Source organism: Miltoncostaea marina, assembly GCF_018141525.1.
GTDB classification, from domain to species: Bacteria; Actinomycetota; Thermoleophilia; order Miltoncostaeales; family Miltoncostaeaceae; genus Miltoncostaea; species Miltoncostaea marina.
Genome location: NZ_CP064655.1, coordinates 2,514,920 through 2,539,228 on the forward strand (window position 1 = coordinate 2,514,920; position 24,309 = coordinate 2,539,228).

At 76.6% G+C, this 24,309-nt stretch carries 24 protein-coding genes, 1 pseudogene and 1 riboswitch; of the genes and pseudogenes, 14 read left to right on the forward strand and 11 right to left on the reverse strand.

What is annotated here, in order from left to right; genetic code table 11:
- Positions 1-74: 74 nt before the first annotated feature.
- Positions 75-1,010, forward strand: coding sequence for a diacylglycerol/lipid kinase family protein (locus tag ITJ85_RS12735; RefSeq protein ID WP_217913483.1), 936 nt, complete (start codon positions 75-77; stop codon positions 1,008-1,010).
- 246 nt (positions 1,011-1,256) lie between these two features.
- A complete protein-coding gene (locus ITJ85_RS17265; protein WP_343233023.1) occupies positions 1,257-2,900 on the forward strand; it encodes an MFS transporter in 1,644 nt (547 codons plus the stop codon).
- 239 nt (positions 2,901-3,139) lie between these two features.
- On the opposite strand, the pseudogene ITJ85_RS17270 reads toward ITJ85_RS17265, so the two are convergent.
- The 4 genes and pseudogenes from ITJ85_RS17270 to ITJ85_RS12760 form a co-directional block, all read right to left on the reverse strand.
- Positions 3,140-3,517, reverse strand: a pseudogene (locus ITJ85_RS17270) (glycosyltransferase); the annotation flags it as partial.
- Positions 3,514-5,205, reverse strand: coding sequence for an alkaline phosphatase D family protein (locus tag ITJ85_RS12750; RefSeq protein WP_217913485.1), 1,692 nt, complete (start codon positions 5,203-5,205; stop codon positions 3,514-3,516). The gene ITJ85_RS12750 and the pseudogene ITJ85_RS17270, both read right to left, overlap by 4 nt.
- Before the next feature lie 101 nt (positions 5,206-5,306).
- Complete coding sequence (locus ITJ85_RS12755; protein ID WP_217913486.1) at positions 5,307-6,146, reverse strand: ABC transporter substrate-binding protein; 840 nt, start codon at positions 6,144-6,146, stop codon at positions 5,307-5,309.
- Positions 6,147-6,175: 29 nt separating this feature from the next.
- Positions 6,176-7,651 carry a bifunctional aminoglycoside phosphotransferase/ATP-binding protein gene (locus ITJ85_RS12760; RefSeq protein ID WP_217913487.1) on the reverse strand — a complete coding sequence of 492 codons (1,476 nt, stop codon included), beginning with the start codon at positions 7,649-7,651 and terminating at the stop codon, positions 6,176-6,178.
- A 195-nt stretch (positions 7,652-7,846) separates the two neighbouring features.
- Here ITJ85_RS12760 and ITJ85_RS12765 point away from each other — a divergent pair, with 195 nt between their 5' ends.
- The 4 genes from ITJ85_RS12765 to ITJ85_RS12780 are packed head-to-tail and all read left to right on the forward strand — an operon-like array spanning position 7,847 to position 10,193.
- Positions 7,847-8,497, forward strand: coding sequence for a CBS domain-containing protein (locus ITJ85_RS12765; protein ID WP_217913488.1), 651 nt, complete (start codon positions 7,847-7,849; stop codon positions 8,495-8,497).
- 43 nt (positions 8,498-8,540) lie between these two features.
- Positions 8,541-8,792: a BON domain-containing protein gene (locus tag ITJ85_RS12770; RefSeq protein WP_217913489.1), complete on the forward strand. Its 252-nt coding sequence runs from the start codon at positions 8,541-8,543 to the stop codon at positions 8,790-8,792.
- Positions 8,789-9,529 (forward strand): metallophosphoesterase family protein, encoded by a 741-nt coding sequence (locus tag ITJ85_RS12775; protein ID WP_343233024.1) that lies wholly within the window; start codon positions 8,789-8,791, stop codon positions 9,527-9,529. Before ITJ85_RS12770 ends, ITJ85_RS12775 begins: the two co-directional genes overlap by 4 nt.
- Positions 9,519-10,193, forward strand: a complete 675-nt coding sequence (locus tag ITJ85_RS12780; protein ID WP_217913491.1) for a hypothetical protein — start codon at positions 9,519-9,521, stop codon at positions 10,191-10,193. Before ITJ85_RS12775 ends, ITJ85_RS12780 begins: the two co-directional genes overlap by 11 nt.
- On the opposite strand, the gene ITJ85_RS12785 is transcribed toward ITJ85_RS12780, so the two are convergent.
- Positions 10,171-10,857 (reverse strand): TetR/AcrR family transcriptional regulator, encoded by a 687-nt coding sequence (locus ITJ85_RS12785; protein WP_217913492.1) that lies wholly within the window; start codon positions 10,855-10,857, stop codon positions 10,171-10,173. The genes ITJ85_RS12780 and ITJ85_RS12785 overlap by 23 nt on opposite strands.
- 82 nt (positions 10,858-10,939) lie before the next feature.
- Between ITJ85_RS12785 and ITJ85_RS12790 the strand changes: the two genes are divergently transcribed.
- Positions 10,940-11,767 (forward strand): class I SAM-dependent methyltransferase, encoded by an 828-nt coding sequence (locus ITJ85_RS12790; protein WP_217913493.1) that lies wholly within the window; start codon positions 10,940-10,942, stop codon positions 11,765-11,767.
- 85 nt (positions 11,768-11,852) lie between these two features.
- Positions 11,853-13,427 (forward strand): peroxidase family protein, encoded by a 1,575-nt coding sequence (locus ITJ85_RS12795; RefSeq protein WP_217913494.1) that lies wholly within the window; start codon positions 11,853-11,855, stop codon positions 13,425-13,427.
- A gap of 35 nt (positions 13,428-13,462) precedes the next feature.
- Here ITJ85_RS12795 and ITJ85_RS12800 read toward each other — a convergent pair whose 3' ends face one another.
- Positions 13,463-13,963, reverse strand: a complete 501-nt coding sequence (locus tag ITJ85_RS12800) for an OsmC family protein (protein WP_217913495.1) — start codon at positions 13,961-13,963, stop codon at positions 13,463-13,465.
- A 117-nt stretch (positions 13,964-14,080) separates the two neighbouring features.
- Here ITJ85_RS12800 and ITJ85_RS12805 point away from each other — a divergent pair, with 117 nt between their 5' ends.
- Complete coding sequence (locus ITJ85_RS12805; RefSeq protein ID WP_217913496.1) at positions 14,081-14,425, forward strand: ArsR/SmtB family transcription factor; 345 nt, start codon at positions 14,081-14,083, stop codon at positions 14,423-14,425.
- Positions 14,422-14,928 (forward strand): SRPBCC family protein, encoded by a 507-nt coding sequence (locus tag ITJ85_RS12810; protein ID WP_217913497.1) that lies wholly within the window; start codon positions 14,422-14,424, stop codon positions 14,926-14,928. Before ITJ85_RS12805 ends, ITJ85_RS12810 begins: the two co-directional genes overlap by 4 nt.
- A gap of 50 nt (positions 14,929-14,978) precedes the next feature.
- On the opposite strand, the gene ITJ85_RS12815 is transcribed toward ITJ85_RS12810, so the two are convergent.
- The gene (locus ITJ85_RS12815) at positions 14,979-15,380 is read right to left on the reverse strand and encodes a cobalamin B12-binding domain-containing protein (protein WP_217913498.1); all 402 of its coding nucleotides are present in this window, start codon (positions 15,378-15,380) and stop codon (positions 14,979-14,981) included.
- The gene (locus ITJ85_RS12820; RefSeq protein ID WP_217913499.1) at positions 15,380-17,044 is read right to left on the reverse strand and encodes an acyl-CoA mutase large subunit family protein; all 1,665 of its coding nucleotides are present in this window, start codon (positions 17,042-17,044) and stop codon (positions 15,380-15,382) included. Before ITJ85_RS12820 ends, ITJ85_RS12815 begins: the two co-directional genes overlap by 1 nt.
- A gap of 130 nt (positions 17,045-17,174) precedes the next feature.
- On the opposite strand from ITJ85_RS12820, the gene ITJ85_RS12825 reads away from it, so the two are divergent.
- Positions 17,175-17,594 (forward strand): MarR family transcriptional regulator, encoded by a 420-nt coding sequence (locus tag ITJ85_RS12825; protein WP_343232949.1) that lies wholly within the window; start codon positions 17,175-17,177, stop codon positions 17,592-17,594.
- Between the two features lie 51 nt (positions 17,595-17,645).
- Here ITJ85_RS12825 and ITJ85_RS12830 read toward each other — a convergent pair whose 3' ends face one another.
- Both ITJ85_RS12830 and ITJ85_RS12835 read right to left on the reverse strand, forming a co-directional pair.
- A complete protein-coding gene (locus ITJ85_RS12830) occupies positions 17,646-18,026 on the reverse strand; it encodes a hypothetical protein (RefSeq protein WP_217913501.1) in 381 nt (126 codons plus the stop codon).
- Between the two features lie 81 nt (positions 18,027-18,107).
- Complete coding sequence (locus tag ITJ85_RS12835) at positions 18,108-20,141, reverse strand: hypothetical protein (RefSeq protein ID WP_217913502.1); 2,034 nt, start codon at positions 20,139-20,141, stop codon at positions 18,108-18,110.
- A gap of 611 nt (positions 20,142-20,752) precedes the next feature.
- On the opposite strand from ITJ85_RS12835, the gene ITJ85_RS12840 reads away from it, so the two are divergent.
- Together ITJ85_RS12840 and ITJ85_RS12845 are read left to right on the forward strand one after the other, a co-directional pair.
- Positions 20,753-21,853: a multicopper oxidase domain-containing protein gene (locus ITJ85_RS12840; protein ID WP_217913503.1), complete on the forward strand. Its 1,101-nt coding sequence runs from the start codon at positions 20,753-20,755 to the stop codon at positions 21,851-21,853.
- The gene (locus tag ITJ85_RS12845) at positions 21,850-22,701 is read left to right on the forward strand and encodes a cupredoxin domain-containing protein (RefSeq protein WP_217913504.1); all 852 of its coding nucleotides are present in this window, start codon (positions 21,850-21,852) and stop codon (positions 22,699-22,701) included. The genes ITJ85_RS12840 and ITJ85_RS12845 overlap by 4 nt, the downstream gene beginning before the upstream one ends.
- Here ITJ85_RS12845 and ITJ85_RS12850 read toward each other — a convergent pair.
- On the reverse strand, positions 22,698-23,309 hold the full coding sequence (locus tag ITJ85_RS12850; protein ID WP_217913505.1) for a helix-turn-helix domain-containing protein: 612 nt from the start codon (positions 23,307-23,309) through the stop codon (positions 22,698-22,700). The genes ITJ85_RS12845 and ITJ85_RS12850 overlap by 4 nt on opposite strands.
- Positions 23,310-23,393: 84 nt before the next feature.
- On the opposite strand from ITJ85_RS12850, the gene ITJ85_RS12855 reads away from it, so the two are divergent.
- On the forward strand, positions 23,394-24,104 hold the full coding sequence (locus ITJ85_RS12855) for a hypothetical protein (RefSeq protein WP_217913506.1): 711 nt from the start codon (positions 23,394-23,396) through the stop codon (positions 24,102-24,104).
- 12 nt (positions 24,105-24,116) lie between these two features.
- Positions 24,117-24,303: riboswitch (cobalamin riboswitch) on the forward strand.
- The last annotated feature ends 6 nt before the right edge of the window (positions 24,304-24,309 follow it).

Below are 24,309 nucleotides of genomic sequence, written 5' to 3' on the forward strand. Positions count from 1 at the left end.
AGGGCCGCCGCACGCGCTCCCGATGCGCCGCGGCCGCCCCCCGGCGATGCTCGGCGGGACAGGGGAGGAACGCGATGACCACGGCCCACGGGACGACCACGGCGCGCCGCACGGCGGGCCGGGTCGCGCGCGAGGTGGTCCTGGTGGCGAACGCCAACGCGAGCGGCGCGTCCGGCGGGCGCTCGCCGGACCGGGTGGCCGCCGAGCTCAGGGCGCTGGGCGCCCGGGTCGAGCTGCTGCGCACCCGCTCGCCCGGCGAGATGGCCGACGCGTGGCGACGCGAGCCGGGCCGGCTCGTGGTGCTGCTGGGCGGCGACGGCACGCTGCACGCCGCCGTCAACCTGCCCGGCCCCGCGCCCGAGGTCGCGCTCATCCCGGCGGGCCGCGCCAACAACGTCGCCCGCTGCCTCGGCATCCCGGTCAGCCCGCCGCAGGCGGCCCGCACCGCGCTCGAGGGGCGGGCACGCCCGGTGGACCTCATCGAGTGCCGCGCCGGGGCGAGCCGGATCGTGGCGGTCGAGGGCCTCAGCGTCGGCTTCCTCGCGCTGGCCCGCCACCGCTACCACTCGCGCAACTCGGCCGACGTCACGGCCGCCGTCGCCGCCGGCGCCGCGGCGCTCGTCCACTTCCACCCCCTCGACGTGCGGCTCACCGAGCACGGGCGCCCGGGCATGGTGCACGTCGGCCAGCTCTTCGTGGCGAACATGCAGTGCTTCGGCACGGGGCTGCGGGTGGCGCCGCACGCCGACCCCCGCGACGGCCTGCTCGACGTGGTGGCGATCGACATCCCGGGGCGGCGGGCCATCCCGGCCATGCTCCTGCGGCTGCGCCGCGGCACGCACCTGCGGCACCGCGGCGTGCGCCGGTGGCGCGCGACGGAGATCACCATCGAGACCCGCGGCACCTCGCCGGTCATGGCCGACGCCGAGGAGCTGGGCAGCGGGCCGGTGGAGGTGCGCGCCCTGCGCGGCGCCCTCGACGTCGTGGTGCCGGCCCAGCCATGCGACTGACCGGCGGCATGCCGCGCGCCGCCCGGTTCGGGCTGGCGACCTTCAGCGCCGCCGCGCTCGCCGCCGGCGTCGGCCGCGCCGCGGTCACCACCTACCTTCCCGTGGCGCTCGAGCGCATCGACGACGCCCCGGGGCTGATCGGGGCCGTGATGCTCGTCAACGTGGCGGCCGGCTTCGCCGTGCCGCTGTGGGTGGGCGTCTGGAGCGACCGGCTGCGCGCGCGGCCTGGGCCGCACCGGCCCCTTCATCCTCGGCGGCAGCCTGGTCACGTCGGCCGGCCTCGTGGCGATCGCGGCCGGCGCGGGGACCGGCTACCTGGTCCTCGCGTCCGCGGCGCTCGTGGCCTACGTGGGCCTCAACGCGGTCACCACCGCCCACCGGGCGCTCATCCCGGAGACCTACGTCGAGGAGGACCGCGCCGCCGCGACCGGCGCCGAGGAGCTGGCGATGCTCGCCGGCACCACGGTCGGCGTGGCCGCCGGCGGCCTGCTCGTGGAGTGGCGCACCTGGGCGCCGTTCGCGGCGGCGGCCCTCGCGGTGCCGCTGCTGGCGGCCCCCACCGTGCGCCGCATGCGCGGGCGCGAGCGCCCCGGCGACCCCATCGGGGCGGCCGAGGCCCGCGCGCCCCTGCGCTACTACGCGCGCCTCGTGGCCCGGCACGACGGCGTCCGCCGGGTGCTCGCCGCCCAGGCGCTCTGGGTGCTCGGCTACGCGGCGCTGCCGTCGTTCTTCGTGCTCTACGCCGACCACGTGCTCGGCCTGGGCCCCGCCCCCGCGGGCGGCCTGCTGGTGGCCTTCGGCCTGCTGACCGGCGCCGCCATGCTGCTCGCCGGCCTGGAGCGGCGGGCGGAGCGCCACCTGCCGCTGCTCGCGCTCGGGGTCGTGCTGATGGGCGGCGGCCTGCTGGCGATGACGCCCGCCGACCGGGTCGTCGAAGCGGCGCCCGGCCTCGTGGCCGCCGCGGTCGGCTTCGGGCTGCTGTCGACGCTCGGCTTCCCGGTCATGAGCCGCTTCATCCCGCCGGGCGAGGCCGGCGCCTACACCGCGGCCTACTTCAGCGCGCGCGCGGTGGCCGGGGCGGTCGCCCTGCCGGCGGCGGGCGGCGCGATCGCCGCCACGGGCAGCTACCGGGCGCTGGTCGCGTGCGGCGGCGTGGCGACCCTGTCGGCGCTCGTGCCGCTCGCGCCCATGCTGGCCGGGCACCGGCTGCGCCGGCCGCGGCGGCCGGCCCGCACGCCCGCGCGCCGGCTGGCCGGGCTCGCCGCCGTGGCGGCGGCGTGCCTCGGCGCCGGGCTGCTGGTGGCCGGAACGCCGCTGCGGCGGGCCGACCACGCGCTCTTCCGGCTGCTCAACGACCTCGGGCCGGGCCCGGCGCTGGTCGACGACATCCTGGTGGGCCCCGACTTCCGCAACTACGTCCTGCTCACCGTCGTCGCGACCGCCGCGGCCGTCGCGTGGCGCCGCGACCGGGCCCTGCGGCTCGCGGCGACGCTCGCCGCGACGGGCGTGGCGACGTGGCTGGTGGTGCGCCTGATGTGGCTGACCTGGGACCGCCCCCGCCCGCAGCTGACGCTGGACGGCGTCGAGGTGGGCGCGCACGACTGGTCGGGCTACGCGTCCTTCCCGTCGGGCCACGTGGCCGTCTGGCTGGCGATGTCGATCGCCGTGTGGACCGTCTTCCCGCGGGCCCGCGCGCCGCTGCTCGTCCTCGTCGCGGCGGTCGCCGTGACCCGCGTCGTCGGCGGCGCCCACTTCCCGTCCGACGTGCTGAGCGCGGTCGCGGTGGGCTGGGCCGCCGCGCGGGCCGTCGAGGCCCTCGCCCTGAGCGCCGCCAGCGCGATCCGCGCCGAGTCGCGCAGCGGCCGGAATGAGCTGACCTCGTCCCCGTAGCGGGCCGGGATCGGCACCCACACAACCGGCACCCCCGCCCGCAGGCAGCGGGCCAGGTGGCCGGTCTCGGCCTCGAAGCCGCCCGGGGCGAACGGCACCTCGCGCAGCGCCCGCCCGTGCAGCAGGCGCATGCCGCACTGGCTGTCGCGCACGGGGCGCCTGGTCGTCACCCGCAGCAGGGCGCTCGCCGCCAGGTTCGCCATCCGCCGGTCGACGGGCATGCGCCGCAGGTCGCCGAAGCGGTCGCCGACCACCAGCTCGCCGCGCGCGGTGGCCGCGATCATGGCCGGCGCCGCGGCCGGCGGGTGCTGGCCGTCGGCGTCGGCCACCAGCACGCCGTCGGGCGGGCGCGGCCCCGCCAGCAGCGCGGCGATGCCGGCCGCCAGCGCGTGGCCCTTGCCGCGGTTGCGCGGCAGCCGCAGCACGTCGGCGCCGCAGCCGCCGGCCAGCGCGTCCAGGCGCGCGGCGGCGGCGGGCGGCATCCCGTCGTCCACCACCAGCAGCCCGCCCACGTGCGCGCGCAGCGCGCGCAGCAGCGCGGGCTCCGGCGGGACGAGGTGGCACGGCACCACGGCCGTCACCGCCTCCGGCGCCAGCGGCCGGCCGGGGGTCGTCACAGGGCGAAGGCGTACGTGCCCTGCACCAGGGTCCGGCCCCGCCAGTCCATCCCGCTCAGGGTCACCACGATGCGCCTCCCGTCGTCCCGCACCCGCATCGTGCCGAACTGGCCGCTCCCCAGGGCGACGCCCTCGCTGAAGGGGCCGCCCTTCTCGCTCGCGTGGCGGTCGAGCGGCGCGCCGTGCAGCACGGGGAAGCCGCCCCGCCCGGTGCCCGAGTAGTCGGCGTTGCTCCCGTCGTCGAGCGCCACCATGTGGGCGTCGCCGGCCAGCATCACCGCCTGGATCCCATGGCGCGCGACGAACGACGAGATCCGCGCGCGCTGGGTCGCGTAGCCGGCCCAGTCGTCGGCGCCCGCGCGGGCCGCGTCGATCCACGGCACCGGGCTGACGAGGGCCACGAGCTGCCCGCGCCTGCGCGCCCGGAGCATCTCGCGCTCGAGCCACTGCAGCTGGGCGTCGCCGATCAGGCGCTTGCGGGCGTCGTCGGGCGCGGTCGCCGGGCTGCGCTCCGAGCGGCCGTCCATCATCAGGACGCGCACCCGGCCCAGCGTGAAGGCCTGGTAGATCGGCCCCGTGGCCGCGCCGCCGGGCAGCGGGCCGTGCGGGACGTACTCGCGGTAGACCGACTGGGCGGCCGCGCGCGTCGGCGACGATGCCCCGGCGCCGTCCGGCCCGTAGTCGTGGTCGTCCCAGACGTACGCGATGCGGGTCGACAGGTGGAGCGCCTGCTGCCCGGGCCGCGAGAGCGTGTTCTCGAACTCGTCGCGGAAGCGGTCGGGGTCCCCCACGCCGATGTCCGCGTAGAACATGTCGCCGATGACCATGTAGACGTCCGGCCGCTGGGCCCGGATGGCGTCGAAGACGGCGCCGTTCGACCCGCGCCGGGCGCAGGAGGCGAACGCCAGCGTGACGTCGGCCGGGCCGTCCGGGACGGTGGTGAACCGCCCGCGCCGGGTGCGGTCCACGCGCCCGCCGAGCTCGAGCGCGTAATGGTAGGTGCGGCCGGGTCGCAGGCCGGCGAGCCTGAAGCGCACGATCGCGCCCTCGTCCGCGCGCGACGAGGGCGCGACGCGCCGCACGGCACCGGCGGGGCCGGCCGCGGTGCCGACGACCAGGCGCACGTCCGCGACGGGCTCGTCCAGCCGCGCCACGACGACGGCCCCGTCCGGGGCGGGCGCGCCGGACCAGATCCAGTCGACCGGCCCGTCGGCCAGCCGCGCCGCCGACTCGGGGTGGGTCGGCCCGAAGGCGTACTCGTACACCCGGTCGGCCGCGTAGCCCGCGCCCGCGCACACCAGCAGCACGCCGGCCGTGGCCACGGCCACCCGGCCGGCCCGGCCGCCGCGCACGCCGTCGCCGATCAGCAGCGCCCCGGGGATGACGAGGGCGAGGAAGGGCGCCAGGGCGGCGTACGGGTGGTACTCGAAGGCCGCGAACACGCCGACGCCGGCGGCGGCGACCACGATGACGACGCCGCCGGCCACCGGCCAGCGCAGCGCGGCGAGCAGGCCGGCGGCCGCGAGGGCCAGCAGGCCGATCTGGATGCGCACCTGCAGGACGCCGGCGATGAGGGCCCCCTCCGGGCCCTGCGGCACGCCCGTCGTCAGCGCCAGCACGGCGAAGGCGGCGAGGGCCGCCGCGCACCAGGCGAGGGCGACGCGCCGGATGATCGCGTGCGACGGCATGGGCCCAGCCTCGCGCGCGGCCCGGCCCGCGTCAGCGGCGTCGACCCGCGCCGCGCTGCGGCCGTTCCCCGCGGGCCGCTGCGGCCCGTCCGAAGGCGGTCCTACACGCCGTGCAGGATGCCGGCCAGCACCTCCACGCCCGCCGCCACGGCGGGCGACGGCCGCGAGAACAGGGCGTTCGCGTCGACGGGCACGGCGCGGGCGGCCAGCGCCGGCGGCACGGCGCCCGCCGCGCATGCCCGCGCCCACTCCGCCGCGGCGCCGGCGCGGTCGTACCCGCAGGGCGCCACGATGACGACCTCGGGGTCGGCGGCCAGCACATCGTCCCAGGACGTCGCGCGCGAGGGCTCGCCCGGGCGCCCGAGCGGGTCGTGCCCGCCGGCCGCCGCCACCTGCTCGGGCACCCAGTGCCCGGCGGCGAAGGGCGGGTCGTGCCACTCCGCCACGAACACCCGCCACACCGGCCGGCCGGCGACCCGGCGCCGCACGGCGGCCACGCGCGCGGCCATCTCGCCGGCCAGCCGCCGGCCCGCCTCCGGCACGCCGAGCTCCGCGCCGAGCGCCCGGCAGCTCTCGGCGATGCCGGCGAGCGAGCGCGGGTCGAGCGACACCACACGCGCGCCCGTCGCGCACACCTCGCGGCTCGACACCGCGCACACCCGGCACAGGTCCTGCGTCACCACGACGTCCGGGCGCAGCGCCTCGAGCTGGGCGGCGTCGACCGCGTAGAGCGACCGGCCGTCGGCCACCGCCCGCCGCACCTCCCGGTCGATCTGCGCGCCGGTGAGCGCCGCCGGGTCGATGCGGCTGGCCGAGACCACCGGCAGCGCGCGGACCCGCGGCGGCGTGTCGCACTCGTGCGAGCGGCCCACCAGCGCATCCGCCAGGCCGAGCGCGGCGACGATCTCGGTGGCGCTCGGCAGCAGCGAGACGATCCGCACGGGGCGACCCTAGCCTCCCCGGAGCGACGCTAGCCCGGCCGGGGCGCGCCCTCCAGCAGCGCGTGCGCCGCGGCGAGCGCCGCGCCGGGGGGACCGGCGGTGTCGACGACCGCCGCCTCGGGCCAGGGGTCGGCCGCGGCCGCCAGGCGCTCCGCGATCGCCGGCGTCGCGTCGGAGGGGCCCTCCGCCCGGGCCCGCCGCAGCCGGACGCGCTCGGCCGCGACGCCGGGCGGGACGGCGCACCGCAGCTCGGCCAGGCCGGCGCCGGCCCGGCGCGCGAGGCGCCGCGCCGCCTCGCGCCGCGCCGCCGACGACCAGGAGGCGTCGAGCACCACGGACTCCCCGAGCGCGAGCGCGTCGGCCGCCGCCCGCAGCATCAACCCGTACACCCGCTCCGTGGCCGCGGGCGCGTAGCGGCCCTCACCGAACGGCACGGCGTCGGCCGGCGCGTGGGGCAGCCCCTCGGCGTCCTTGCGCACGACGTCCGAGCGCACCACCGTCCAGCCGCCCGCTGCGGCCAGGCCCGCGGCGAGCGTCGACTTGCCGGTCCCCGGCGCGCCGCCCACGAGCACCAGGCGCACCTGCGCCCGCTCGAGCCGGGCGAGCGCCAGCGCGTGCAGGCGGCGCGCGCGGGCGGCGGCGGCGGGGTCGCCCTGGCCGGCCCGCAGCGCGGCCACCTTGGCCCGCACGTGCGCCCGGTAGGCGACGTAGTGGTGCTCGAGCGAGGCCGGGTGGCGCTCGCCGAGGGCCGCGCGCCACCCGGACACCAGGAGCGCCGCCAGGTCGGCGCGGCCGCGCGCCTCGAGGTCCATCGCGAGGAACGCCACGTCGGCGAGCACGTCGCCGTGGCGCAGGCGATCGTCGAACGCCAGGCAGTCGAGCACGCGGGGGCCGTCCTCCAGCAGGAACACGTCGTCGGCCAGCAGGTCGCCGTGCCCGTCGCGCACCCAGCCGTCGGCGATGCGCCGCTCGAGCAGCGGCCCGCGACCGTCCAGGTAGCGGCGCGCGAGCGCGCCGCAGCGCTCGACCTCGCCTGGCGCGAGCACGCCGGCGGCCGCGTCCGCGAGCTGGCCGAGCCCCTCCTCCCACAGGCCGAGCACCGCCTCCGGGCGGCCGGCGGCCGCGATCGCCGCCGACCGGGGGGCCGCGCGGTGGAGGGCCGCGACGTGGCGGGCGACCGCGCGGACGGCCTCCGCCGCGCCGGGGTCGCCGAGCAGGGACGACAGGCGCCGCGACGCCGGCATGCGTCGCATGGCCACGAGGTGGTCCACCGGCGCGCCGTGCTCGTCGATCACGTCCAGCACGCCGAGGTAGACGTCGGGGGCGAAGCGGCGGTTGACCTCCGTCTCGCGCCGGCAGGCGGCCAGGCGCGCCTCGCGGGTGCGGTGGTCGAGGAAGCCGAGCGCCACCGGCTTCAGCAGCTTGTAGGCGCGGTCGCCGACCATGGCGACCACCGAGATGTGCGTCTCGGCGATCTCGGCCGGCGGGCCCGGCGAGGCCTCCATCCGCTCCTCCCCCGTCGCACCTCCACCGATCCTGCCCGGCGGCGCCGGCGCGCGCCACCGCGGGCGACGCCGTGCGGGGTGCGGGTTTCCACGGCCCGTCGCACCGCGCGGGCACCGATTCGCCGCGCCGCGCCGTCGGCGACGCTGCTGTGCGCACCCGCCCGCCGGGCGGGACGACACCAGGAGGAACCGGCGATGCGTGATCCCGAGACCCGGCCCGCCGGCGGGGCGACCCTCGCCGACGCGCGCGTGGCGGACGTCATGGGGTCGCCGGTGGTGACGTGCGATCCGGACCTGCCGCTGGCCGACGTGGCGGCGCTGATGGCCGGCCACCGCATCCACGCCGTGGTCGTGCTCGGCGACGAGGCGCCCGGCGGCCGCCTGCGCGTGATCTCCGAGATGGACCTGGTGCGCGCCGCCACGCTCGACGATGCCGCGGTCCCGGCCGGCCGCGTCGCCGCCACCCCGCCGGTGACGGTGGGTCGCGACGCGCCGCTGGAGGCCGCCGCGCGCCTGATGGCGCAGCACGACACGGCCCACGTGGTGGTGGTCGACGAGGGGCACCCGGTGGGCGTCGTGTCGGCGCTCGACGTGGCGGCCCGGCTGGCGCCCGAGGCGCCGCCGCCGCCGGAGCCGCCGGCGCCCGCCGGCCTACGCGGCGCGCCGGGCGACCGCCTGGTCATCCACGGCCACCGGCTCGGCGAGCCGTCGCGCGACGCCGAGGTGCTGGAGGCCCGCGGGCCGGAGGGCACCGCGCCCTTCCTCGTCCGCTGGGAGGACAGCGGCCACGTGACGCTCCTGTACCCGGGCTCCGACGCCCGCATCGAGCGCATCACCGGGGGATAGCCGGCCCGTTTGGACGGCGCGCGGCCGGGGGACCCCCTGGGGCATGGAGGAGCCGCCCGAGTACCTGGAGGAGCGCGTGCGACGGCGCCTGGCCGAGGACGGGCGCGTCAACGCGCTCGGCATCGAGGTCGTCGTGGAGGGCCGCACCGTGCGCCTCGGCGGGGCGGTCGCGACGGAGGATCGGCGGCGCGCCGCGGCGGAGGTGGCCGAGGAGGAGCTGCCGGGCCTCACGATCGACAACCGCCTGACGGTCACGGAGCTGTCGGGCCCGCACGACGCCGAGCGGGTGGGCTGATGCGGGTCGCCGCGATGGCCGACGTCCACTTCGGCCGCGACTCGGCGGGCACGCTGCGGCCGCACCTGCGCGACATCGGGCACGAGGCCGACGTCCTGCTGATCGCGGGCGATCTCACGACCTGCGGCCACCCCGACGAGGCCCGCGTGCTGGCGCACGAGCTGGAGGGGCTGCCCGTCCCCGTGGTCGCCGTCCTCGGCAACCACGACCACCACGCCGACCGCGCCGCGGAGCTGCGGGCCGTGATGGAGGCGGGCGGCGTCACCGTGCTCGAGGGCCAGGCGACGGTCGTCGAGCTGGACGGCGGTCGCCTCGGCGTGGCCGGCGCGAAGGGCTTCGGGGGCGGGTTCGTGGGCGCGTGCGCGGCCGACTTCGGGGAGGCCGAGATGAAGGCCTTCGTGCGCCACACGAAGGAGGTCGCCGGCCGGCTCCGCGCGACGCTCGAGGGCCTCGACACCCCGGCCCGGGTCGCGCTGCTGCACTACTCGCCGGTCGAGGCGACGCTGCACGGCGAGCGGCCCGAGATCTTCCCCTTCCTCGGCAGCTACCTGCTCGCGGAGGCGGTCGACCACGCGGGCGCCGACCTGGTGCTGCACGGCCACGCCCACGCCGGCTCGCCACAGGGCGCGACCCCCGGCGGGGTGCCGGTGCGCAACGTGGCCCAGCCGGTGATCGGCTCGGCCTACCAGGTGTTCACCCTGCTCGAGACGCCCGCGGGGGCCGCCCGTGCCGATTGAGCCCGTGCGGCGGCTGGCCGCCGCGCTGCAGCGGCGCATGAACGAGGCCGCGCGGCCCGCCTCCGACAAGCCGGAGGGGCCGCGTCCCTTCCCCGACATGGCGCCCACGCTCAAGCACGCCTGCGCGGCGCTGCGCGCGGCCCACGTGCCGCACGCGCTGACCGGCGCGCCGGCCTGCTGGGTCTACGGGGCCCCCGAGCTCGGCATCGACTGGGACCTCGTGCTGCCCCCGGAGCACCGCGACCGCGCCGCCGAGGCGCTGGAGGCCGCCGGGCTGCGGGTGGAGCGGCCGCCAGAGGGCTGGCTGATGAAGGCGTGGGACGGCGACGTGCTCGTGGACCTCATCACCGAGCCGCTGGGCGCGCCGGTGGCCGACTGCCTCACCCGCGCCACCGAGGAGCGGGTGCTCGGCATGCCGCTGCTCGTGCTCGACCCGACCGACATCCTCGTGTCGATGCTGCTCGCCCGCAGCGAGCTGTTCCTGGACTACGAGCGCCTGCTGCAGATCGCGCGTCCCATCCGCGAGCGGGTCGACTGGGAGCGCGTGCGGCGGGCCACCGCCGGGTCGCCCTACGCCGTCGGCTTCCTCGCGCTGCTCGACGCCCTCGGCGTGACCGCCCGGGCGCCGCTCGGCTCGGGCCTCAGCCCCTCGCTGACCGGCTGACCGGCGCGGCGCCGAGGCGCCGCTCCACCGCCGCGCGCGCCCGGTCGAGCGGCGCGGGGGCCCCGCCGGCCACGAACTGCTGGTTGGCGAGCAGCAGGAACGCGACGAGCTCGAACGCCACCTGGTCGGGGTCGTCCCCCGGGTCGAGGGCGCCCTCCGCCTGGGCGTCGGCCACCGCGGCGCGCACCGTGGCGAACCACTCGCCGACGAACGCGAGCGCCCGGTCGCGCACGGGGCCCGGCTGGGTGTCGACCTCGGCCGCGACCGACGCGAAGAAGCAGCCGCCCGGGAAGATCGCGTCCTCCACGTGGCCCAGGAAGCGGTCGGCGAGCGCCCGCAGGCGCGCGGCGCCGGTCGGCTCGGCGAGCGCCGGCTCCACGACCACGTCCGTATAGATGCGGCAGGCGGTCTCGACCGTCGCCAGCTGCAGCTCCTCCTTCGAGCCGAAGTGCGCGAAGAGGCCGCTCTTGCTCATCCCCACCGCGTCCGCCAGCCGGCCGAGCGACAGCCCCGTGATGCCCTCCACGGTCGCGAGGCTCGCCGCGGTGCGCAGGATCGCCTCGCGGCTCCGCTCGCCGTCGGCGCGCCGGCGCCGGCCGGCGCGGCCGGCCATGGGCGCCCGGTCGCCGCCGCCCGATCCGCCCCCTGGCTCGTCCGAGGTCATGGTTGACAACTTAGCACGATCGGTCGTACGTTCGCCCTCCCGATACAGCACGACCGTTCGTGCCGAATGTGAGGAGGACCGGATGAGCACCACCCCCGCCGCGCCCGCGGTCGACCTGGCCGCCGTCAAGCGGCGCCAGCGGACCGTCTGGGCCAGCGGCGACTACGCCGCCATCGCGACCCTGATCGTCCCGATCTCCGAGCGGCTCGCCGACGCCGCCGACCTCCGCGCCGGCAGCCGGGTGCTCGACGTCGCCACCGGCAGCGGCAACGCCGCCATCGCCGCCGCGCGCATGGGGTGCGAGGTGACCGGCGTGGACTACGTCCCGGCGCTGCTCGAGCGCGGCCGCGAGCGCGCCGCGGCCGAGCGGCTCGCGATCACGTTCACCGAGGGCGACGTCGAGGACCTGCCCGTCGCCGACGCGTCCTACGACGCGGTCACCTCGGTGGTCGGCGCCATGTTCGCGCCCGACCAGCGGCGCGCCGCCGCGGAGATGGCGCGGGTCGTCCGGCCCGGCGGGTGCGTCGCGCTCGCGAGCTGGACGCCCGAGGGCTTCCTCGGCGACATGTTCCGCACGATGGCCGCCCACGTGCCGCCGCCGGCCGGCGTCGCGTCGCCGCTCATGTGGGGCTCGGAGGACCACGTCGCCTCGTTGTTCGGCGACGCGGTGCGCTGGCGCCACCGGCGCCGGCACTTCACCTTCCGCTTCGCCTCGCCGGAGCGCTACGTGGAGATGTTCGCGACCACCTACGGGCCCACCCTGGCGGCGATGGAGTCGCTCGACGAGGAGGGGCGGGCGGGCCTCGCCCACGACCTGGCCGCGCTCGCGCGCCGCCACGATCGGCTGGGCGGCGGCGGCGCGATCGCCATCCCGGCCGAGTACCTCGAGTCCGTCGGCCTGCGCCGCTGACGGGCGCTTGCCCTCCGGTGCCGGGCGGTCGTAGGGTCGTGCCGCCCGGCGCGCGGGGTCGCGACGGGGGCTCCCGGGAGGGCTGATGGAGGACCGCGAGCGCCACGGCCGCGAGTCGTACTTCGTCGTCGGCGAGGGGCTGCTCGGCGTCGGCGACGACGCGCGGCCCGCCTTCACCTCCATGTCGGCCGACCTGCGGGCCTTCCGCTTCTCGCGCCTCGGGCCCACGGGGCGCCAGCCCGGCGAGCCCGCCCGGCGGCGCATCGCCGCCGCCATGACCCGCGACGCGCGCAAGCGCGACTCGGCGATCCCGGCCGGCTACACCTACCTCGGCCAGTTCGTCGACCACGACCTGACCTTCGACCGCAGCCGGCTGGGCGACGACCGCACCGTCCCGATCGCCGACCTGGTGCAGGGCCGCTCGCCCTCCCTTGACCTCGACGCCCTCTACGGGCTGGGGCCGTCCCTGAGCCCCGGGTTCTACGCCGACGACGGCGTCCACCTGCGGCGCGGGACCACGATCCCGGTCCCCGGCGACCCGGGCACGGGCCGCGCCCACCCGGGCTTCGACGTCCCGCGGCGGGCGGGCGGCGCCCCCCGCATCCCGGACCCGCGCAACGACGAGAACCTGGCCGTCGCCCAGATCCACGCCGCGTTCATCCGCTTCCACAACCGGGTGGTGGACGTCCTCGCGGCCGACGGGGTCCCCGAGGCGGCCCGCTTCGAGGCCGCCCGCACGGCGGTCGTCAAGCACTACCAGTGGATGTTGCGCACCGACTTCCTGCCGCGCATCGTGCGGCCCGGCATCGTCGACGCCGTGTTCGGCGGCGGGCGCAAGGTGTTCGAGGTCGCCCCGCCGCCGGGCGACCCGCCCACGATGCCCGTGGAGTTCTCGGTGGCGGCCTACCGGGCCGGCCACTCGATGGTGCGCTCGGCCTACGACTGGAACCGGATCTTCGACGACGGCTCCGGCACGCTCGACCTGCTGTTCACCTTCTCCGGGACCGGCGGCGACCTGGGCGGCGAGGCCCGGCTCATCTCGTCGTGGATCGCCGACCTGCGCCGGCTGTTCGACTTCGACGAGCACGGCGAGCACCCGGAGCTGCGGCCGGTCGTGCGCGGCCGCAGCCGGCTGAACATGGCCCGGCGCATCGACACGCTCCTGGCCGACCCGCTCGCCCACCTGCCGGCCGGCTCGACCGGCGGCCCGGAGGCCCGCCCCGCGCGGCGCAACCTCGCCTTCCGCAACCTGACGCGCGCCCGCATGCTGCGGCTCGCCACCGGCCAGCAGATGGCGGCGCTCATGCGCAGCCGGGGCGTCGACGTGCGCACGCTCACGGCCGAGCGCATCCTGGAGGGCAACGGCGGGGCGCGCCTGGACGCCCTCAACGCGGCCCAGCGCGCGGCGCTCGCGCGGGACACGCCGCTCTGGTTCTACGTGCTGCGCGAGGCGGAGCTGGCGGGCGGGCGGCTGAGCGGCGTGGGCGGGCGCCTGGTCGCGGAGACCTTCCATCGCGCGATGGAGGGCAGCGCCATCTCGATCCTTGGCGACCCCGGCTTCACCCCGGCCCTCGGCGTCGTCCCGGGGCGGTTCGGGATGACCGACCTGCTGCTGTTCGCCGCCGAGGGGCGGGAGGAGCTGCTCAACCCGCTCGGCTGAGCCCGGGGCCCCGGCGGGGACCCCGGGCGCCGGCCTCAGGCCCCCGCGCCGGCCGTCTCGCGCTCGGCCACGAAGTCGAGCTCGGTGGTGATGGCGATGGCGGCCGCCACCGACCGGGCGTTGGGGCAGTGCGCCGCGTGGTGCTCGTTGGCCCGCTCGGCGGCCGCGCGCATGCCCTCCGGGGCGCGCAGCGTGTACCGCACGAGGATCGACCGCAGGCGCAGCACGCCGTCGGGGTCGACCACGACCTCGCCGGTCGCCTCGGCGGTCAGCCGGTCGCCGGCGCTGTCGATCCCCCGGGCCTTCAGCGCGCCGCCGAAGGTCCCGATCAGGCAGCCCGCCACGGAGGCCACCAGGTAGTCGAGCGTGCCCGGGTGCTCGGGCAGCGTGCTCGGGTCGAAGCCGTAGTGCTCGCCCTGCCAGCCGGGCGTCCCGAACACGACCTCGTCGCCGGTCATCTCGAGCACGGCCTTGCGGATGGGCGGCCGCTCGCGGGTGAGGCGCACGCGCACCTCGTGGGTGGTCTCGTCTGCCATCGGATCCTCGCGTGGGAGTGGGGCGGGGTTCGCCGCAGAACCTACCCGCGACCGGGCGTCGGCCACCCCGCCGACGTCGCTTGACTCATATTCCGATATGGGAATACATTGACCGCCATGGCCCGCACGCCGACCACCGCCGACGCCTTCTCCGCCCTCGCGGAGGCGCGCCGCCGCGACCTCATGGCCGCGCTCGGCGACGGCGAGGCGACGGTCGGCGAGCTGGTCGAGCGCGTGGGCCTCAGCCAGCCGCAGGTGTCGAAGCACCTGGGCGTGCTGCGCGCCGTGGGCCTGGTGGACGTGCGCGCCGAGGGGCGCCGGCGCGTCTACCGGGTCAACGGGGAGGCGCTGCGGCCCGTCCACGACTGGGTGCGCGCCTTCGAGCGCACCTGGAACGCCCGTCTCGACCGGCTCGACGACGTGCTCGCCGAGCTCCAGCACCCCGAGGAGGAACAGCCATGACCCGCACCGCCGACCGCCACGGATCGGCCACCGTCGAGCTCGTGGGCGACCGCGAGCTGATCATCACCCGCCGCTTCGACGCCCCGGCCCGGCTCGTCGTCCGCGCGCTCACCGAGCCGGACCTGGTGCGCCGCTGGTGGGGCTTCGAGGGCTCGGAGTGGCTCGCCTGCGAGATCGACCCGCGCGTCGGCGGCCGCTGGCGCTTCGTGACCCGCGACGGCGGCGTCGAGGTGGCATTCCGCGGGGAGTTCCTCGAGCTGGAGCCCCCGCACCGCATCGTGCAGACCGAGCTCTACGAGGGCATCCCCGGGGCGACCGACGCCGACGCCGCGGTCAACACGACGACGCTCGAGGAGCGCGAGGGCGTCACCACGATGACCGTCCACTGCCGCTACGCGAGGCCCGAGCACCGCGACGGCCTCGTCCGGTCGGGCATGGAGGGCGGCATGCAGGTCTCCTACGATCGCATGGAGGACCTGCTCGCCGGCCTCGCCGCCGGGTGAGCGGCGCGGCCGGGCCCGCCGGCGCCCGCCCGGGCGGCGGCGGGCCCGGGTCATCTCCGGGCGGCCACCGCCCCGCGCACGGCCTCGACGACCTCCCGGGCGGACGCGCCGGGCCCCAGCACGGCGGCCACGCCCGCCGCGCGCAGCTCGTCGGCGTCGCGCTCGGGGATGATCCCGCCGACCACCACGGGCGCGTCCAGGCCCAGCGCGCGCAGGGCCTCCACCATGGCCGGCGCCAGCGTCAAGTGGCTCGCGTTGTGCATCGAGATGCCGACGGCGTCGGCGTCCTCCTGCTCCACCACGCTCGCGACGGCCTCGGGCGTCTGGCGCAGGCCGAGGTAGACGACCTCCATGCCGGCGTCGCGGAGCGTGCGGGCCACCACCTTCAGGCCGCGGTCGTGGCCGTCGAAGCCGAGCTTGGCCAGCACGATGCGGGGCCGCTCGGGGGCCATCAGACGACGATCCGCTCGACGTAGCCGCCGAACACGGCCTGCAGCGCGCCCACGATCTCACCCTCCGTGGCGTGGGCCCGCACCGCGTCGATGAGCGGCGGCATCAGGTTGCGGGCCGGGTCGGCGGCGCACTCGCCGAGCGCCCGCAGCGCGGCCGCCACCGCGCCCGGGTCGCGCGCGCTGCGCACCCGCGCCAGCCGCTGCAGCTGGTACTCCTCCACGGCGGGGTCGATGCGCAGCACGTCGTCCACCCGGTCCTCGTTGCCCTCCGTGAAGGCGTTGACGCCCACGACGATGCGGCGCCCCTCGTTGACGTCGCGCTCGTAGGCGTAGGAGGCCTCGGCGATGCGCCCCACGAACCAGCCGCTCTCGATGCCCTCGTAGACGCCCTCGAGCACCGATCCGCCGCCGGTCGCGAGCAGGTGGTCGAACACCTCCTCGGCCTGGCGCTCCAGCTCGTCGGTCATCCACTCGACGTAGCCGGAGCCGCCGAGCGGGTCGGCCACGTTGGCGACGCCGGTCTCGTGGGCGATCACCTGCTGCGTGCGCAGCGCGATGCGCGCCGCCCTGTCGCTCGGCAGCGCCAGCGCCTCGTCGAACGCGTCCGTGTGCAGGCTCTGGGTGCCGCCCAGCGCGGCGGCCAGGGCCTGGATCGCGACGCGGGCGATGTTCACCTCGGGCTGGGTCGCCGTCAGCGACACGCCCGCCGTCTGGGTGTGGAAGCGGCACAGCAGGCTGCGCTCGTCGCGGGCGCCGTAGCGCTCGCGCATCCAGCGGGCCCAGATGCGCCGCGCGGCGCGCAGCTTGCCGATCTCCTCGAAGAAGTCGTTGTGGCAGTTGAAGAAGAACGACAGCCGCGGCGCGAAGGCGTCGACGTCGAGGCCGGCCGCCGTCGCCGCCTCGACGTATGCGAACCCGTTGGCGAGCGTGAAGGCGAGCTCCTGGGCGGCCGTGCTGCCCGCCTCGCGGATGTGGTAGCCGGAGATCGAGACCGGGTGCCAGCGCGGCATCTCGGCCGCCGTGAACGCGATGGTGTCGGTCACCAGCCGCACGGACGGGCGCGGCGGGAAGATGTACTCCTTCTGCGCCTGGTACTCCTTGAGGATGTCGTTCTGGATCGTCCCGCCGAGCTCGCGGCGCGCGACGCCCGAGGCCTCGGCCGCCGCGACGTACATCGCCAGCAGGATCGCCGCCGGCCCGTTGACCGTCATCGAGGTCGAGACCGCAGACAGGTCGATGCCCGCGAAGAGGTCCTGCACGTCGACCAGCGTGTCGACGGCCACGCCCGCCCGCCCCACCTCGCCGCGCGCTCCGGGGCTGTCGGAGTCGGCGCCGAGCAGGGTGGGCATGTCGAACGCGGTCGACAGGCCGGTGCCGCCGGCCCGCAGCAGCTCCTTGAACCGGCGGTTGGTGTCGTCGGCGCTGCCGAAGCCCGCGAACATGCGCATCGTCCACAGCCGCGACCGGTACATCGACGGGTAGACGCCGCGCGTGTACGGATACTGACCGGGGTACGGCGGGTCGCCGTAGACCGGCTCGACCGGCACCCCCGACATGGTCTCGAAGGGGACGTCGCGCAGCGGCGAGCGCCCGTAGGCCTCCTGCCAGGCCCGCCGCGGGTCGGTCGGTTCAGCCGTCTCGCCCACCGGGTGCCCCCGATCCATTGATGTCCAACCGTTGGATGACAAAGCATAGGTCGCCGCCTAGCATCGGTCCATCGCCACCCTCGACCACGACCCCCTCGCCGACGCCCGCCGCAACTGGGAGGCCCACGGCTGGGGCGCCCCCGAGGCCATGGTGGCGGCCACGTCCATCGCGCGGGCGCAGCAGATCGTGCTCGGGCGCATCGACGCCGCGCTCGCGCCCCACGGGCTGACCTTCTCGCGCTTCGAGGCGCTTGCGCTGCTGCACTTCTCGCGCGCCGGCGCGCTGCCCATGGGCAAGATCGGCGAGCGCCTGCAGGTGCACCCCACGAGCGTCACCAACACCGTCACCCGCCTGGAGCGCGACGGCCTCGTGCGGCGGGTGCCCTCCGAGCGCGACCGGCGCACCGTGCTCGCCGAGATCACCCCGCTGGGCCGGCGCACCGTCGATGCGGCCGCGGCGGCGCTCGTGGACGCCGGCTTCGGCCTCGACGGCCTGCCCGACGACGCGGTGCGGCGCGTGCACGAGGCGATCCTGCCGCTGCGCCGCGCCGCCGGCGACTTCGGGTAGCGGCCGCGGGCGCGCCCCCCGGCCCCGCTCACGCACGGGGCCGGGAGACGGTCAGGCCTCGGCGAGCCCCGTCCTGGGGATCGCCTGTGGCCCCGCCTCGAGGACACGGGCGAACGCCGACCGGCGGCTGACCGCCGGCCGGCGCCCGTCCTCCTCCCGCGCCTCGAGGCCGAACAGCCACCGGGCGTCCTCGACGCAGTCGCCCGCCCGCAGGCGGGCGGTCGGCTCGTCGAGCAACGCGTCCACGAGGTCCTGGGTGAGGATCTCGAGGCGGCGGCGGTCACGCGGGCCGAGCCCGGCCCAGCATCCCTGCGCGCGGGCGAGCTCCGCCCGGCGGACGTCCTCGGCCAGCGAGTGCAGCGCCACGATCAGCGCCGCCGCCTCCCGTCCGCGGTCGGGACGGGTGCCGGGCTGGTGCCGCTCGGCCGACATCGGGTGCACCTCCTCGGCTGACGGATCGGGGTGACGCCGGTCCCCCGCCCTCCATGACCGGAGGGCGGGGGACCCGCGGTGCTACTTGGCGGTGGGCGTCGGCCGCAGCTGCGCGTGGCCGAGCCAGCCGTGCTGGACCTCGTTGTGGATCACGGGGTCCAGGCCGTCGTTGAACCAGAGCCCGCGGCCCTTCCAGCCGGCCTTCGGGTCGTCGATGCGACCGTCGAGCCCGCGCTGGTAGGCGTTGAGCGGATACGGCACCCGCAGGGTGACCCACTTCTTCGTCTTCTGGTTGAAGAGCTGCAGCGAGTCGGAGTTGGTGCCGTTGAGGATGACCGTGTCCTTGCCCATACCGAACGTGTTGAACCGGTCCACGAACAGGTAGTAGTGCAGGTCGGCGGTCGTGCCCTCACCGGGGGTGGACTGCGACATCATCGGGCCCGGGGGCTTGTAGAAGGTCCAGCCCTCGGCGCACTGGGCGCCGGTGCCCCAGGTCTGGGCGCACTTGGAGCGGTCGAACCGGCCGAGGTGGCCGGAGCCGCCCATGGCCGCCCAGATGATGCCCTTCGAGTCCACGTCCACCCCGCGCGGGCCCTTGCCCGGGACCGGCGGCGTGTAGGCCTCGAACGTGTTGGTGGACGGCTGGTAGCGCACGATGCGCCCCGGGGTGCTCGGCTGCGCGGACCACACGCTGCCGTCCACGTGGTTCGGGACGACGCCGTAGTTGAAGCCCACCAGCGGGGTGTCGGCGACGCCGTCGCCGTTCCCGTCGACCTTGACCTCGGCCCAGCCCTGGGCCTGCGCCTCGGTCTCCGGGCGGTTCGGGTCGTACTTCTTCGGGTCGAACCAGCCGAACACGCGCGAGTCACCGCTCGTCCACAGCACCCCGTTCTTGTCGAACTGGAGGTGGTGCGTGCCGAAGCAGGTGTCGATCAGGTTGAACTTCTTCGCCTTCGGGTCGTAGTAGCCCAGCTGGCGGTGGCCGCCTCGGGCCTGGCCGTACTGCGGGCTGTTGCACCACGCCGGCAGGTCCTGCGCCCACTCGCGACGGATCTGGGTCGTCATCCAGACGTTGCCCTTGGCGTCCATCATCGGGTTGTGGGGGTTCGCGGGGTTGTGGTACTTGCCCTCGTAGGCGCTCACGCCGCCGGCGGCCTTCGCCGGGCAGCCGAGGGTCTGGAACCCGCCGGAGCCGGGCGCGGCGCCGGGGCCGCTCGTCGCCTCACACCACGAGGTGTTGAACCCGTTGCGGGTCGGCACCTTGATCTCGCCGGCCTTGTTGGTCGTGGGATCGACCCACAGCAGCCGGTCGTTGCCGATGTCCACGCCCCACACCTTGCCGTCGGCGTTGCGGCGCGGGTTGTTCTTGTCGGTCGAGATCTCGTCGTGGGCGTAGGCCCACTTGTCGCCCCAGTTCCACTGGGTGATGACGATGTTGCGCTCGAGCCCCTTCGGGCGCGCCGGGGCGCTCTTCGGCACCTCGCCCTTGGCGATGCGGCCGCCCCAGTCGGCGAGCGAGTCGAGCAGCGCCTCGCGGCCCAGCCCGACGCTCGTCGCGTACATCGTGCCGGCCTTCTTCGTGCCGTGGTCGAACGCCTCGCGCGTCGGCAGGCGGGTCGCCTTGATGCCGATCTGGTGGCACAGCATGCAGCCGAGCTTGAAGCCGCTCATCCCGGCCGGGGTGGCGACGTTCGTCGGCAGGTTGAGCATCGAGAGCCAGTAGTTGGCCGGGTAGACCTGCGCGGCCTGGACCCGCGACGACGCCTTCTTGACCTTCAGCGCCAGCGTGGCGCCCGGCCGGGCCGGGGTCTTGCCGGAGTCCTGCAGGCCGTAGCCGCGCACCCAGACCTGCCACTTGCCCTTCGGCATCTCCGGCAGCACGAACCGGCCCTTGCGGTCGGTCACCACGATCTTGCGCATGAGCTTGTTGCCGGGCTTGCCCGTGGCGATCACCCACACGCCGGCCTCGGGCCGGTTGCGGCCCGAGGTGACCGTCCCCTCGATGTAGTCGACGGCGGGGGCCTTCGGCTTGGCCTTCGCCCGCTGCGTGGCCGATTGGTCGGCGGCCGGCCGCTCAGGTGCCCGTTGCCCGGGCGACCCGTCGGTCGCTGCCACCGCCAACGCCACTCCTCCGGCCGCCAGCCCTACGGCTGCGGCCAGCGTGGCCCATCTCCGATACACGGCACCCCCTCCCGTTTGTACGCAACTGCACGAACTGCGCGGTGACGCTACCCCGCGGCTGTGGCGCCGGACAACGGCTCGCGGCCACTTTCTTGGACGGATCCCTTAACTTCCGCACAACATTCGGGTTTCTCCGATCGTTCGGCGAGCGGGGGATCGGGGGGCCGTAGGGCGGTCGACCGCGGGGCCGAGGCGCGTTGCGCCGCGCGTCCCGCGATCGTTCGGGTTTGCCCGATCGTTGCGCCGCCCCCGCCCCCGGCCCGCGGCGAGAACCGCGTCGCCATGGGGTTCGCGCGCGCCCCGCCGCCAGTTTTTCGGGCGGCCGCCTCTTGACGCTCGCACGGCGCCTCCCAATGATCCCCGGCAGCACGTCACATCCGTGACGAACCGCGGGGGCCCCGGCGTCCGCGCACCAATGTCGAACCAACAGGTCCCGGAGCCATGCCCCTGACCAGCACACGCACACGTCCATGCGGGCCCGCCGCGCCCGGCGCAGCCCGCCCCCGCCCCGCCGCCCCGCGCCACGCCACGGCGCGACGCGCCCGATGACGCGCCGCGCGGCGGTCGTCGCGGGCATCGCCACGGCGGCCGCCGTGGCGGCCGCCGCCCCGCTCGTCGGCCAGACGAGCGGCGGCGCGGTCGAGCCGGCCGCGGCGGCGACGCTGCACGAGCAGCACTCGCCGATGACCTTCACGCCCGCCGACCCGGCCGCGCTCGACGCGGCCCGCAAGGAGGCGTTCGCGCCCGCCGCGACCCCGCCCCCGCAGCAGTTCACCTCCATGGCGACGAACGGCACGCGGATCCGCCACTACTGGATCAAGGCCGTCAACGTGAAGTGGGACGTCGCGCCGAACGGCCAGGACGTGCTCACGGCGCGGCGGGTCGACCCGGTCGAGCGGCAGCTCGACGCCGTGGTCTACCGCGCGTACACGCCGGGGTGGAAGAAGCCCCTGCCCAACCGCGCGGTGGCCGGCGACAACGACGGGGTCCCCGGCCCGGTCATCGAGGCCCGCGTCGGCGACACGATCCACGTGCACTTCAAGAACGAGGACCGGGTGCACAAGCTGCCGCACTCGATGCACTTCCACGCGTTCTCGTACGCCCCCGGCAGCGACGGCGCCTACATCCCGCAGATCAGCGGGCGCGGCGGCAACGTGCCGGTCGGCAAGTCGTTCACCTACAAGCTCACGGCGGGGCCGCAGAGCCACGGCGCGTGGCCGTACCACGACCACTCGTCGAGCATGCACGAGAGCATCCCCCAGGGGCTCTACGGCGTCGTCGCGGTCTACCGCAAGAACGAGAAGCCGCCGGACCGCCGCTTCGTGGTGGCGTTCGCCGAGCACAAGGGCTTCAACACGATCAACGGCCGGGCCTTCATCGGCAACACGCCGACGTTCCAGGCCAGGGTCGGCGAGACCGTGGAGTGGAACGTCATCTCCATGGGCGAGCTGTTCCACACGTTCCACACGCACGGGCACCGCTGGCTGAACCACGCGGGCGTGCCCATCGACAACCAGGAGATCGGCCCCGGCGGCTCCTTCAGGATGCGCTGGAGGGAGGACGCGCCGGGCACGTGGTACTACCACTGCCACGTCGAGTCCCACCAGATGAACGGAATGATCGGCCTCTACAAGGTGACCAGATGACCACACGCACAGCAGTCGCCGGAACGATCGTGGCCGCGGCGGCGCTCGCCGCCGCCGGCCCCATCGCCGGCCAGATGACGCACCCGGGCGGCGGGTCCACCGGGCACGAGGTGACCATCAACGACGCCGGCTACCGGCCGGCCGAGATGGTCGTGGCGCCGGGTCAGCAGGTCACGTGGACGAACACCGGGGTGCAGCCCCACACGGTGACCGCCGACGCCGGCGCGTTCGACTCGGGCACGATGGACGCCAAGGCGAAGTTCACCATCACCGCGCCCGCGGCGAGCGGCACCTTCACCTACCACTGCACCTTCCACACCTACATGCGCGGCAGCCTGGTGGTGTCGTCGCTGACCCTGCAGGGGCCGAAGTCGGTCGCGGCGGGCAAGGCGGCGACGGTGCGCGGCACGGCCCCCGGCATGGCGCCCGGGACCCCGGTGGCGCTCGAGTCGCTCACGCGCGGGGCGTGGACCCAGGTGGCGGCCGGCGCGCTGGCCGGCGACGCGACGTACCGCCTGCGGACGCCCGCCCTCACGGCCAGCGCCCAGCTGCGGGCGCGGATCGGCGCGGAGGTGAGCCCCACCCTCGCCGTCCCGGTCGCCCCCAAGGTCGTCGTGACGCGGGCCAAGAAGGTGCTGAAGATCAAGGTGACGCCCGCCCGGGCCGGCAGGGCGCGGCTCGAGCGGCTCAACACCAACACCTTCCGCTGGACGGTCGCCCGCAACGTCCGCATCGCGGCCAACGGCCGGGCGAAGGTCACGGTGACGAAGGCCGGCTCCTACCGGGTCACGGTGCTCCCGGCCAAGGGCATGGCGGCCGGCACCTCGCGGACCCTGAAGTTCCGCTAGCCGGTGGCGGGCCCGGGCAGCAGCGTCGCCCGGGCCCGCGCCGTCACCGGCGGGCTGGACACCCAGACGGCGACGGAGCGCCGGTCGGCCAGGTTGCGGACGCTGCCGGCGGCGAGCGAGCGGATGTACGCGGAGTCGCCCGCCCCGAGCGCCACCGGCCCGCCCTGGGCCAGGGCGATCTCGATCCGGCCGTCCGTCACGAACACGAAGTGCTCGGCGCCCTCCATCGCGGGCAGGTCCGCCACGTGCGCGCCGACGTCGTACTCGCAGACCGTGGCGGCCATGCTGGCCGCCTCGGCGCCGTCGACGAGCGGCACCACGCTGAGGCCGCCGGCGTACGCCTCCGCCGGCCGCCGGTCCTGCGCCCGCACCACCGTCAGGCCGGGCGGCTCCTCCTCGAGCAGCTCGGCGATCCCCACCCCGAGGAACCTCGCCACCCGCAGGAGGCGGCCGGTGCTGATGTCGCTGCGGCCGTTCTCCACGAGCGACAGGAACGAGCTCGACAGCCCGGTCTCCTGCGCCATCTCCCCGAGTGACGCGCCGCGGTCGGCACGCAGCGCTCGCAGGCGCTCGCCGAGGGCCCGGAGGTCGATGTCGCCGTCGTCCACACACACCTCCTCGCGATGCGCGCGCCGGCGCGCGGGGGGTCCGGGCGCCGGTTGTATCAGACGCGCCGGCGCGGACGTGGGCGGGTGAGGGCCGGCCCCGGGGCGACGGCGCCGCGGCGCCGTCGCCGCCCGTCGCCGCGCCACCTCGCGGCCGTCGCGGCGGTGTGGGTCGCCGTCGTGGGGGCCGCGCTGCTGACGGCGCGGGCGCTCGACGCGCCGGTCGCCGCAGGGGCGCGCGACGCGGCGCAGCCGGCCGTCCCGGACGCTGTGGCGGGCGGCACGGGCGAGCGGCCGGTCGGCACGCTGCCCCCGTTCGCCATGGTGCTCGACCGCCCCCTGCCGCCCGGCGTCGCGGGCCTCGATCCGGCCGCCCAGGCCGGGGAGCTTCGCGCGCGCGCCGCGCGCACGCGCGACCCCGACCGCCTCGTCGAGCTCGGCGCGGTGATGCAGACGCTCGGCGACGCCGGGAGCGCGGCGAGCGCGTACCGGTCCGCGTTCGCAATCGCACCCGGCGCGCTCGCGCCCCGGGTGGGGCTCGCCGTCGTGGACGGCCACGAGGGCCAGGAGGCGCTCGCCCGTGGCGCCGGGCGCCTGGCGGCGCTCGTCGCCGATCACCCGCGCGACCAGCTCGTGGCCTTCAACCGGGCCTGGGTCGAGATCTATCGCGAGCGCCGCGCGGCGGCGCGGGCGCTGCTGCGGCGGTCGCGTGCGCTCGGCGCCGGCACCCGCCTGGGGCGCACGTCGGGAGCCCTGCTCGTCGCGCTCGACACCACACGGCTGCGCCCCGGCCCCTGAGCCGCCCCGGGGTATGGTGTCCCCGGAGTCGATCGCGCCCCGCATGCCGGGGCCAGGGAATCCGGTTCAGAATCCGGAGCTGACGCGCAGCGGTGGGGATGTGCGGGATGGCTGGAGCGCCACTGGGCCCGAGCGCCTGGGAAGGCGGCCGTCTCGATCGCATCCGAGCCCGAAGACCTGTCGCCTCCGCGCCGCCTCGCGGCGC

Excerpts from the sequence above, each read along its gene's own strand:
- ITJ85_RS12735 (WP_217913483.1), top strand. The coding sequence starts at position 75 with ATGACCACGGCCCACGGGACGACCACGGCGCGCCGCACGGCGGGCCGG.
- ITJ85_RS12750 (WP_217913485.1), bottom strand. The coding sequence starts at position 5,205 with ATGCCGTCGCACGCGATCATCCGGCGCGTCGCCCTCGCCTGGTGCGCG.
- ITJ85_RS12760 (WP_217913487.1), bottom strand. The coding sequence starts at position 7,651 with ATGGAGGCCTCGCCGGGCCCGCCGGCCGAGATCGCCGAGACGCACATC.
- ITJ85_RS12765 (WP_217913488.1), top strand. The coding sequence starts at position 7,847 with ATGCGTGATCCCGAGACCCGGCCCGCCGGCGGGGCGACCCTCGCCGAC.
- ITJ85_RS12770 (WP_217913489.1), top strand. The coding sequence starts at position 8,541 with ATGGAGGAGCCGCCCGAGTACCTGGAGGAGCGCGTGCGACGGCGCCTG.
- ITJ85_RS12785 (WP_217913492.1), bottom strand. The coding sequence starts at position 10,857 with ATGACCTCGGACGAGCCAGGGGGCGGATCGGGCGGCGGCGACCGGGCG.
- ITJ85_RS12790 (WP_217913493.1), top strand. The coding sequence starts at position 10,940 with ATGAGCACCACCCCCGCCGCGCCCGCGGTCGACCTGGCCGCCGTCAAG.
- ITJ85_RS12795 (WP_217913494.1), top strand. The coding sequence starts at position 11,853 with ATGGAGGACCGCGAGCGCCACGGCCGCGAGTCGTACTTCGTCGTCGGC.
- ITJ85_RS12800 (WP_217913495.1), bottom strand. The coding sequence starts at position 13,963 with ATGGCAGACGAGACCACCCACGAGGTGCGCGTGCGCCTCACCCGCGAG.
- ITJ85_RS12805 (WP_217913496.1), top strand. The coding sequence starts at position 14,081 with ATGGCCCGCACGCCGACCACCGCCGACGCCTTCTCCGCCCTCGCGGAG.
- ITJ85_RS12810 (WP_217913497.1), top strand. The coding sequence starts at position 14,422 with ATGACCCGCACCGCCGACCGCCACGGATCGGCCACCGTCGAGCTCGTG.
- ITJ85_RS12815 (WP_217913498.1), bottom strand. The coding sequence starts at position 15,380 with ATGGCCCCCGAGCGGCCCCGCATCGTGCTGGCCAAGCTCGGCTTCGAC.
- ITJ85_RS12820 (WP_217913499.1), bottom strand. The coding sequence starts at position 17,044 with ATGGATCGGGGGCACCCGGTGGGCGAGACGGCTGAACCGACCGACCCG.
- ITJ85_RS12825 (WP_343232949.1), top strand. The coding sequence starts at position 17,175 with ATGGTGGCGGCCACGTCCATCGCGCGGGCGCAGCAGATCGTGCTCGGG.
- ITJ85_RS12830 (WP_217913501.1), bottom strand. The coding sequence starts at position 18,026 with ATGTCGGCCGAGCGGCACCAGCCCGGCACCCGTCCCGACCGCGGACGG.
- ITJ85_RS12840 (WP_217913503.1), top strand. The coding sequence starts at position 20,753 with ATGACGCGCCGCGCGGCGGTCGTCGCGGGCATCGCCACGGCGGCCGCC.
- ITJ85_RS12845 (WP_217913504.1), top strand. The coding sequence starts at position 21,850 with ATGACCACACGCACAGCAGTCGCCGGAACGATCGTGGCCGCGGCGGCG.